This is a genomic window from Micromonospora sp. ATA51, from assembly GCF_016802855.1.
In the GTDB taxonomy this organism is placed as follows: domain Bacteria; phylum Actinomycetota; class Actinomycetes; order Mycobacteriales; family Micromonosporaceae; genus Micromonospora; species Micromonospora sicca.
This window is the reverse complement of sequence record NZ_JAEVHJ010000282.1, coordinates 1-8,958: the sequence shown is the minus strand read 5'-3', so window position 1 is coordinate 8,958 and position 8,958 is coordinate 1. Positions and strand designations below refer to the sequence as shown.

Annotated in this window: 6 protein-coding genes, 2 pseudogenes and 1 riboswitch; of the genes and pseudogenes, 3 read left to right on the top strand and 5 right to left on the bottom strand. The window is 76.4% G+C overall.

The window, feature by feature from the left end:
• The 4 genes and pseudogenes from JNW87_RS29920 to JNW87_RS29905 form a co-directional block, all read right to left on the bottom strand.
• Positions 1–212, bottom strand: a pseudogene (locus tag JNW87_RS29920) (hypothetical protein); the annotation flags it as partial.
• Positions 213–241: 29 nt separating this feature from the next.
• Positions 242–3,931 (bottom strand): cobaltochelatase subunit CobN, encoded by a 3,690-nt coding sequence (gene cobN, locus JNW87_RS29915; protein ID WP_238454808.1) that lies wholly within the window; start codon positions 3,929–3,931, stop codon positions 242–244.
• A gap of 358 nt (positions 3,932–4,289) precedes the next feature.
• Positions 4,290–4,419: riboswitch (cobalamin riboswitch) on the bottom strand.
• 587 nt (positions 4,420–5,006) lie between these two features.
• Positions 5,007–5,345 (bottom strand): hypothetical protein, encoded by a 339-nt coding sequence (locus JNW87_RS29910; protein WP_109800780.1) that lies wholly within the window; start codon positions 5,343–5,345, stop codon positions 5,007–5,009.
• Positions 5,346–5,511: 166 nt separating this feature from the next.
• On the bottom strand, positions 5,512–6,729 hold the full coding sequence (locus JNW87_RS29905) for an MFS transporter (protein WP_109800781.1): 1,218 nt from the start codon (positions 6,727–6,729) through the stop codon (positions 5,512–5,514).
• Positions 6,730–6,895: 166 nt separating this feature from the next.
• Between JNW87_RS29905 and JNW87_RS29900 the strand changes: the two are divergent.
• Positions 6,896–7,000, top strand: a pseudogene (locus JNW87_RS29900) (LacI family DNA-binding transcriptional regulator); the annotation flags it as partial.
• A 47-nt stretch (positions 7,001–7,047) separates the two neighbouring features.
• Here the strand turns inward: JNW87_RS29900 and JNW87_RS29895 are convergent.
• Positions 7,048–7,194, bottom strand: coding sequence for a hypothetical protein (locus JNW87_RS29895; protein ID WP_238454809.1), 147 nt, complete (start codon positions 7,192–7,194; stop codon positions 7,048–7,050).
• An 84-nt stretch (positions 7,195–7,278) separates the two neighbouring features.
• Between JNW87_RS29895 and JNW87_RS29890 the strand changes: the two genes are divergently transcribed.
• Both JNW87_RS29890 and JNW87_RS29885 read left to right on the top strand, forming a co-directional pair.
• Positions 7,279–7,881 (top strand): substrate-binding domain-containing protein, encoded by a 603-nt coding sequence (locus tag JNW87_RS29890; protein ID WP_238454807.1) that lies wholly within the window; start codon positions 7,279–7,281, stop codon positions 7,879–7,881.
• 385 nt (positions 7,882–8,266) lie between these two features.
• Complete coding sequence (locus tag JNW87_RS29885) at positions 8,267–8,776, top strand: alpha/beta hydrolase (protein ID WP_238454806.1); 510 nt, start codon at positions 8,267–8,269, stop codon at positions 8,774–8,776.
• Positions 8,777–8,958: the final 182 nt, after the last annotated feature.

Here is an 8,958-nt window from a genome sequence, read left to right as displayed (position 1 = left end):
GCCGGCCGGGTGCGGGCCGTCCGGGCAGGCCGGGTCGGGCCCGGCCGGTCGCAGCCGAAGCGGCAGCCGGCCACCCGGTCCACCGGGGGCAGCAGCGTGGCGAGGGCCCGGACGGCGGTGGACTTGGCGGTGCCCTTCTCGCCCCGGACGAGCACCCCGCCGATGGCCGGGTTGACCGCGTTGAGCAGCAGGGCGAGCCGCATCTCGTCCATGCCGAGCACCGCGCTGAACGGGTAGCCGGTCACTGTCGCTCCTCCAGGTCGCCCTCGCTGGCCAGGTACGTCTCGCGGAGCCGGTCGAGGGTGGCCGGGTCGGGTTCGGCCCACATCCCCCGCTCGGCGGCCTCCAGCAGGCGTTCGGTGATCCCGCGCAGCGCCCACGGGTTGGACCGCTCCAGGAACTCCCGGGTGTCGGGGTCGAACAGGTACGCCTCGGCGAGCCGCGCGTACATCCAGTCGTCGACGACGCCGGCCGTGGCGTCGTAGCCGAACAGGTAGTCCACGGTGGCGGCCAGCTCGAAGGCGCCCTTGTAGCCGTGCCGGCGCATCGCGGCGATCCACTTCGGATTGACCACCCGGGCGCGGAACACCCGCCGGGTCTCCTCACCGAGGGTGCGGGTCCGCACGTCGTGCGGCATCGCCGAGTCCCCCACGTACGCGGCCGGCGCGACCCCGGTGAGGTGGCGGACGGTCGCCACCATCCCGCCGTGGTACTGGAAGTAGTCGTCGGAGTCGACGATGTCGTGTTCGCGGGTGTCCTGGTTCTTCACGGCGACGGCGATCCGGGCGAAGGAGCGTTCCATGTCGGCGCGCGCCTCCCGCCCGTCCAGCCCGTGGCCGTAGGCGTAGCCGCCCCAGACGGCGTACACCTCGGCCAGGTCGGCGTCGGTACGCCAGTTCCGGGCGTCGATCAGCGGCAGCAGTCCCGCCCCGTACGCCCCGGGCTTGGAGCCGAAGATCCGGGCGGTGGCCCGCCGCTCGTCGCCGTGCTCGGCCACGTCGGCGGCGACGTGCGCCCGGACGTAGTTGTCGTCCTCGGGCTCGTCCAGCGCGGCGACCCGCCGGACCGCGTCGTCGATGAGCGCGACGACGTGCGGGAAGGCGTCCCGGAAGAAGCCGGAGATGCGGACCGTCACGTCGACGCGGGGCCGGCCGAGTTCGGCCAGCGGCACCACCTCGACGCCGGTGACCCGGCGCGATCGGTCGTCCCAGGTGGGCCGGCAGCCGAGCAGCGCGAGGATCTCGGCGACGTCGTCGCCCTGGGTACGCATGGCGCTGGTGCCCCAGACGGTGAGCCCGACCGAGCGGGGGTACGCCCCGGTGTCGGCGAGGTGCCGGGCGAGCAGCGAGTCGGCGAGCGCCACCCCGACGTCCCAGGCGTTGCGGCTGGGGATCGCCTTCGGGTCCACGGAGTAGAAGTTCCGGCCGGTGGGGAGCACGTTGACCAGGCCGCGGGTGGGCGAGCCGGACGGGCCGGGCGGGACGAAGCGGCCGTCGAGCGCGCCGAGCACCCGGTCGATCTCGTCGGTGGTCCGGTCGAGGCGGGGCACCACCTCGCGGGCGGCGAAGCGCAGCACGTCGGCGGCGTCGGGGAGCGTCCGCCCGGTGACCTCCTGGACGACGGCGTCGACCTTGCCGGCGTCCCAGCCGAGGGTCTCCATGCCGACGACCAGGCGGCGGGCCAGGGCCTCGATCAGGTCGACCGCGTCGGCGGCGGTGGCGGCGGGGCCGTCCACCACGTCGGTCAGCGCCTCGGGCAGGCCGACCCGGGTTCCGGGCGCGGCGAGCAGGGCCTGCTCGTCCAGGCCGACGCTCGCGGCGAGGGCCTGCCGCAGGCCGGGCAGGGCGCGCGCGCCACCCCACACCTGCGGGGCGCGGAGCACGGCGAGGACCAGGTTGACCCGGGCCTCGCCGCTGGGCGCCTGGGCGAGGACGTGCAGCCCGTCGCGGATCTGCACGTCCTTGACCTCGCAGAGGTACCCGTCGAGGTGCAGCACGAAGTCGTCGAAGTCCGCGGCGTCGGGCATCCGCTCGGTGTGCAGGTCGTGGTGCAGCTCGGCGGCGCGCACGAGGTCCCAGATCTGCGCCTGGACCGTTGGCACCTTGGTCGGGTCGAGGGCCTGCACGGTGGCGTACTCGTCGAGGAGCTGTTCGAGCTTGGCCAGTTCCCCGTACGTCTCGGCGCGCGCCATCGGCGGCACCAGGTGGTCGACGACGACGGCGTGGGCGCGGCGCTTGGCCTGGGTGCCCTCGCCGGGGTCGTTGACGATGAACGGGTACACCAGCGGCAGGTCGCCGAGGACGGCGTCGGGGGCGCAGCCGGCGGCCAGCCCGAGCCCCTTGCCGGGCAGCCATTCCAGGGTGCCGTGCTTGCCGAGGTGCACCACCGCGTCCGCGCCGAAGCCGCCGTCGGCGACCGGCGCGGCCAGCCACCGGTACGCGGCCAGGTAGTGGTGGCTGGGCGGCAGGTCGGGGTCGTGGTAGATGGCGATCGGGTTCTCCCCGAAGCCGCGCGGCGGCTGGATCAGCAGCACCACGTTGCCGAAGCGCAGCCCGGCCAGGACGACGTCCCCGCCGTCGGTGTAGAGCCGGCCGGGCGGCTCTCCCCAGTGTTCCCGCATCCGTTCGCGAAGCGAGGACGGCACCGCGTCGAACCAGCGCCGGTAGGTCTCCCCGGGCACCCGGGCCTCGGCGGCGGCGAGCTGCTCCGGGGTCAGCCATTCGACGTCGTGCCCGCCGGCCGCGATGAGGGCGTGGATCAGCGCGTCCCCGTGGTCGGGCACGGGCGCGCCGCCCAGCCGGTAGCCGGCGTCGGCGAGGGCGGCGAGCAGCCGTACCGCCGAGGCGGGGGTGTCCAGGCCGACGGCGTTGCCGACCCGGGAGTGCTTCGTCGGGTAGGAGCTGAGCACCACGGCGACCCGCTTGTCGGCGTTCGGCACGTGCCGCAGCCGGGCCTGGCGCACCGCGATGCCGGCGACCCGGGCGGCCCGCTCCGGATCGGGTTCGTAGACCGAGAGCCCGTCGGCGTCGATCCGCTTGAACGAGAACGGCACGGTGATGATCCGCCCGTCGAACTCGGGGATGGCCACCTGCATCGCGGCGTCCAACGGGGAGAGTCCGGCGTCGCCGGCGGCCCACTGCTCCCGGGTGCTGGTCAGGCAGAGCGCCTGGATGACCGGTACGTCGAGGGCGGCGAGCGCGCCGACGTCCCAGGCGTCCTCGTCGCCCCCGCCGGAGGCGTCGGCGGCGACCGTCCCGCCGGCGGCGAGCACCGTCACGACGAGCGCGTCGCAGCGGGCGAAGAGGTCGAGCGGTCCGGCGCCGGGGGTGAGCCCGCGCAGCGAGCCGCAGAAGATCGGCAGCGGGCGCCCGCCGGCCGCCGCGACCGCGTCGGCCAGGGTCTCGACGAAGGCGGTGTTCCCGGCCAGGGCGTGCGCCCGGTAGAACACGATCCCGACCGTGGGCCGTCCGTCGCCATCCGTGGCCCGGCCGCCGTCGTGGGCGGGGTCGCCGAGGATGCCGTACGGCGGGGTGGGCGCGGGCGGGGCGAAGCCCTCGCCGGTGAGCAGGACCGTGTCGGAGAGGAACCGGGCCAGCTGGGCCAGGTTGTCCGCGCCGCCCTCGACCAGGTACGCCAGCGCTTCGGTGGCCACCCCGGCGGCCACGGTGGAGGCCGCCATCAGCTCGGCGTCGGGCAGCGTCTCCCCGCCGAGCACCACGGTCGGCACGCCGGAGGCGAGGACGGCCGCCAGCCCGTCCGGCCACGCCTGCCGGCCACCGAGCAGGCGTACCACGGCCAGGTCGGCGCCGTCGAGCAGCGCGGGCACGGCGTCGGCGGCGACCCGGGCGGGGTTGGCCAGCCGGTAGTCCGCGCCGCTGGCGCGGGCGGCCAGCAGGTCGGTGTCGGCGGTGGAGAGCAGCAGGATGAGCACGGACAGCTCCGGAGAGTGACGCCCGGGGGCGGGTCGACCGCCGACGGGCAGGGGTGGGCGCGGGTTCAGCCGCCCGCCGGCCGGCTCACCCGCGACGCGTGGCTACGCGGACGCGGCCGGCGGCGGACCGGACGGGAGGGAACCTCAGCGGAAAGCGGCGGCGCCGGGCCGGGTCAGGCGGGCGGCGGCGCGGCGGGCCGGGCGCACGGGGGGGGCGACCGGAACGCGGTGCGGGGTGATCGGTCGTCGGCGCGTCGGTGCGCGCCGGCCGGATGCGACGATCATCGTCGATGGCGGAGCAGCCGTGCATCGGGTCCTCCTCGGGTGTCCACGCCCTGGGGTCAACTCCCGACGGCCGAAGTATCCTGGCTTCCGGATCGACGCTCACCCCCGGCCTTCCAACCGCAGACACACGGCCGTGACTCACGAGGGGGGATCGCTCCCCGGTGACAGTGGCGGGACCGCGCCGGAATCGCACCGGCTTCCTTCACTGCCGTCAGGCCGCGAATGCTGCCACACCGGCCCGCCGCGGGTCAACGGCGGGCACCTGGCTGCCCGCACCGCCACCGGCGGGCACGGACGTCAATTGCGCCGCCGACCGGACGCCACCACTCGCAATGACCACGGTCCATGCGCGAGGGTTGGACTTCCGGCCCCGCCGTACATCTGGGCCGCACCATTTCCCACCCATGGCCGTCCGGTCCGCCGACGACCCGTTCGCCCTGACGGGACCACTGCGGCCGCGCGGACGGGCTGGTGTCCCGGTCAGCATTCGACCGCCGTCCAGCGCTCAGTGCGGAATTGCCACCATCGACGCCGTCACGCTCCGACATGTCGCCGGCCGTGCCGGCTTCCCCGGGCGATCCCGACCGGGCAACGTGCGGCCCGGCGCGGCGGTCATCGGCGACGACGGCGGAAGTGTGATCGTCGACGCGGGGGGAGCCCGGCGCCCGCCCGGGAGATCCAGGGCCTGTCGCGCGCGGCCGACCTCCCCGCCGCCTCTCCGGCCACAGCGGGTGACCCGAGCCGGGGCGCAGGCAGTGCTGGCCGGCTGATCCGCCCGGGTGGCGGCCGGTCAGCGGGCGCGGCGCTCCGGGTGGGCCCGGTTCCAGGCCCGCATCCGCTCCGGGTACCCGGTGCGGGCCGCCTCGTACAGCGGGATGGCGTGCTTCTGGGCGATCTTCCCGGCGGCGCGCGGCGAGCCGGTCCGGCGGCGGATCCACTCGCCGTCGTGGGCGATCGCGACCACCGTGGTGTCGGTCGCCGTGGTCTCCGGCTCCAGGTAGAACTCCACGCCCTGCCGGCTGGTCACGAACGCCTCCAGCGCGGCCAGGTCCTCCCCGGTCGCCTCGCGGTCGAGCTTCGTCGGGGTCGTCCGGTCGACGGCCCGGGGCCGTCGGCTGAACCAGCTCATCTCCGGCTCCTCTCCTCGGCGTCCCTCCAGTGGAGCACCGGTTCCTGAGAACCGGCTGCGAGCCGGGTGGGAGTCCGCCGTGACTCGGCCCAGGTCGGCGATATGGCGGTATCCCGCCCGGGTGGTTACCGCCAGATCGCCGATCCGGCGTCCCAGCCCGGACCGGTCAGCGGGCCGGTGGGCGCAGCACCGGGACCAGGGCGAGGGTGGGCAGCAGCAGGATCGGCACGACGAGCAGGGCGCGCAGCGTGCCGACGTGGTCGCCGAGCAGGCCGAGCAGCGGCGGCCCGCCCAGGAACGCGGTGTAGCCGATCACCGCGACCACGCTGACCCGGGCGGGCGCCCGGTCCTCGTCGTCGGCGGCGGCGCTCATCCCGACCGGGAAGCCGAGCGAGGCGCCGAGCCCCCAGAGGGCGACGCCGGCGACCGCCAGCGGGCCGGAGCCGGCCAGCACCGCCAGGGTGGCCCCGGCGGTGGCGAGGCCGATGGTGCCGAGCAGCACCGGCACCCGTCCCCAGCGGTCGATGGCCACGGTGCCGGCGGTCCGGCCGAGCGTCATGCCGACCACGAAGACGCCGAAGACGGCGGCGCCGACCGCCTCGCTGACCCCGTACCCGTCGACGAAGGCGACCGCCAGCCAGTCGTTCGCGCTGCCCTCGGTGAACGCCATCACCAGCACCAGCAGGCCGACGAGCAGGGTCCGCGGCTCCCGCCAGGCGGCCAGCAGCGCCCGCCGCCGGGCCGCCGGCTGGGCCGGGCCGTCGGCCTCCGCGGCGGCCGGCAGGAAGGACCGGGCGCCGAGCAGCGTGCCGACCAGCACCACCATCGCCAGCACGGTCAGGTGCACCCCCACCGGTACGCCCACCCGGGCCGCCCCGGCGCCGATGCCCGCGCCGGCCACCGAGCCGAGGCTCCATGCGGCGTGGAACCGGGGCAGGATGGTCCGGCCCAGCCGCTTCTCCACGGCCGCGCCCTCGATGTTCATCGCCACATCGCAGGCGCCGGAGCCGTAGCCGAAGGCGAACAGCCCGACGGCGACGCCGGACAGCGAGCCGGCGAGCCCGGCGGAGAGCCCGACCACCGTCATGCCGGCGGCGACCAGGAGGGTCGACGTGACGACCGTCCGGGCCGGCCCGAGACGCTGGGTGAGCAGGCCGGCGGTCGGCATCGCCAGCAGCGCGCCGACCGACATCGCGAGCAGCAGCAGGCCCAGCCGGCCGGCGCTCAGTTCGAGGGACTCCTTCGCCGCGGGGACGCGGGAGAACCAGGTGGCCACCGCCAGCCCGTTGAGGGCGAACACGACCGCCACCCCGGTACGGGCGGCCAGGACCGGCCGCGGTACCGCCTGCCGGTCGGCGGTCGGTGTGTCGGTGGTGCTGCTCACAGCGCTGTCTTCCTCTCCCCTGACGGACTGCCCCGCCGACGATCGCACACCTGAGAGCGCTACCACCACAAGCCGGATCCACCCCTTACCGGCGACCGCCCGGAACCGGCATGATGCCGGTGTGGGCCGGGCGCGGGGGCACGGCCCGGACGGGTGGAGGGACGACATGAGCACGCCGACGACACGCCCGGCCACCCTCGACGACGTCGCCCGGGCCGCCGGGGTGTCCCGGTCGACCGCCTCCCGGGTGATCGCCGGCACCGGGTTCGCCTCGCCCGCCGCCCGGGACCGGGTCGCCGCCGCCGCCGACCGGCTCGGCTACGTGCCGAACCAGGCGGCCCGCGCCCTGGTGCGCGGGGCCGGGGTCCGGCTGGTGGTCGCCGTGTCCGGCGCCGACGCCACGGTCCTCGACGACCCGTACGTGGACCGGGTGGTGGCGCCGCCGCGCAGGTCTGCGCGCCGCACGGGGTCGGGGTCGCCCTGGAGTGGCTGTCCCTGCGCGCGCCCGCCGGCCTGCGCCGGCTCGGCGAGGACCGGAGCGTCTGCGGGGTGGTGCTGGTCAACACCACGGAACCGGTGCTGGCCGCCGTGCCGACCGGCCTGCGCGGCCGGGTCGCCTCGATCGGCATCGGCTCGGCGGCCGTGCCCTCCTTCGACGTGGACAACGCCGCGGGCGCCGGAGCGGTGCTCCGCCACCTGTACGACTCGGGCCGCCGCCGGATCGCCATGGTCACCGGACCCCGCTGGCTGTCCTGCGCGGGGCGGTCGGTGACCGCGTACCGGGCGCTGATGCGCGCGGCCGACCTGCCGGTGCGGCTGGTGGCCGGCGACTTCAGCGCGCCCGGGGCGGCCGGGCGGCGCTGGAGGCCGTCACCCGGTGGCCGGACACGACGCGATCTTCGCGGCCAGCGACGCCACCGCGCTCGGGGTGATCTCCGCGCTGCGGGGGCGCGGGATCGGGGTGCCGGCGACGTGGCGGTGGCCGGGTTCGACGACATCCCGTACGCGGCGGTCAGCACGCCCGCCCTCACCACCGCCACCCACCCGGTCCGGCGGATCGCCACGGCGGCGGCCACCGCGGTGCTGGACGGCCGTCGGGTGCCGCCGGTCACCGCGTTCCCGTCGACGCTGGTGGCCCGCGAGAGCGCCTGACCGGCCGCGCACCCGGCCCGGCAGCACGGCCGGACCGGCAGCACGGCCGGACCGGCAGCGCCCTGGACCGGCGGCGCGGCCAGCGCGGCCGGAGCACCGGACCGGCCGGAAGCCCGGCCGGAGAGCGCCCAACTGGGCGGTTGACCGGCGGGAAGCGGGGTAACCGCGCGGGGATCGGCCGACGGGAGGGGGCGAGACGAGGTGACGGAGCCCGCGCCGCCGCACCGGCGACCGGAGGAGGAGAACCCGCGGCACGGCCGGCTGCACGCCCGGCGGCCCCGCCGGTGACCCGGGGCGCCACCGGCCAGACCACGCTGGCCGCGCCGGGCGGTGGCCCGCCGGCGCTGCTGTACGCCCGGCCGGCGACGGGCCGTACCGGGTGGTGGTGCTGCTGCACGGGGCCGGCGGGACGGCCCAGCAGGGGCTCGACCTGCTGCTGCCGCTGGCGGACACCCACCGGCTGCTGCTGCTCGCCCCGCAGGCCACGGCGAGCAGCTGGGACCTGATCGTCGAGGGGTTCGGCCCCGACGTGGCCCGGATCGACGAGCTGCTCCGCACGGTGTTCGGGGCGTACCCGGTGACCGAGGTGGCGGTCGGCGGCTTCTCCGACGGCGCGTCGTACGCCCTGTCCCTGGGCCTGACCAACGGCGACCTGGTCGACGCGGTGCTGGCCTTCTCCCCGGGCTTCGCCGCGCCGCTGGTGACCCACGGCCGGCCGCGCGCCTTCGTCTCGCACGGCACCGACGACCGGGTGCTGCCGGTGGACGTGTGCAGCCGGCGGCTGGTCCCCCGCCTGCACACCCTGGGCTACCCGGTGGAGTACGCCGAGTTCGCCGGCGGTCACGAGGTGCCGGCGGAGATCCGGCAGCGGGCGGTGGCCTGGCTCGCCGGCTGACGCCGGTCAGGCGGGTCCGGTGACCGCGGCGTCCACCCGGCCCAGCACGGTGGCGTCGTCGTCCCCGCCCACCCCGCGGAGCAGGTCGATCGCGGTGGCCCGGAGCTGCCCGATGATCATGGCGAGCGGGAGGGTCTGGGCCGGGGGTGAAGAGCCGCCCGGCGACCCGGACCGCCGCCAGC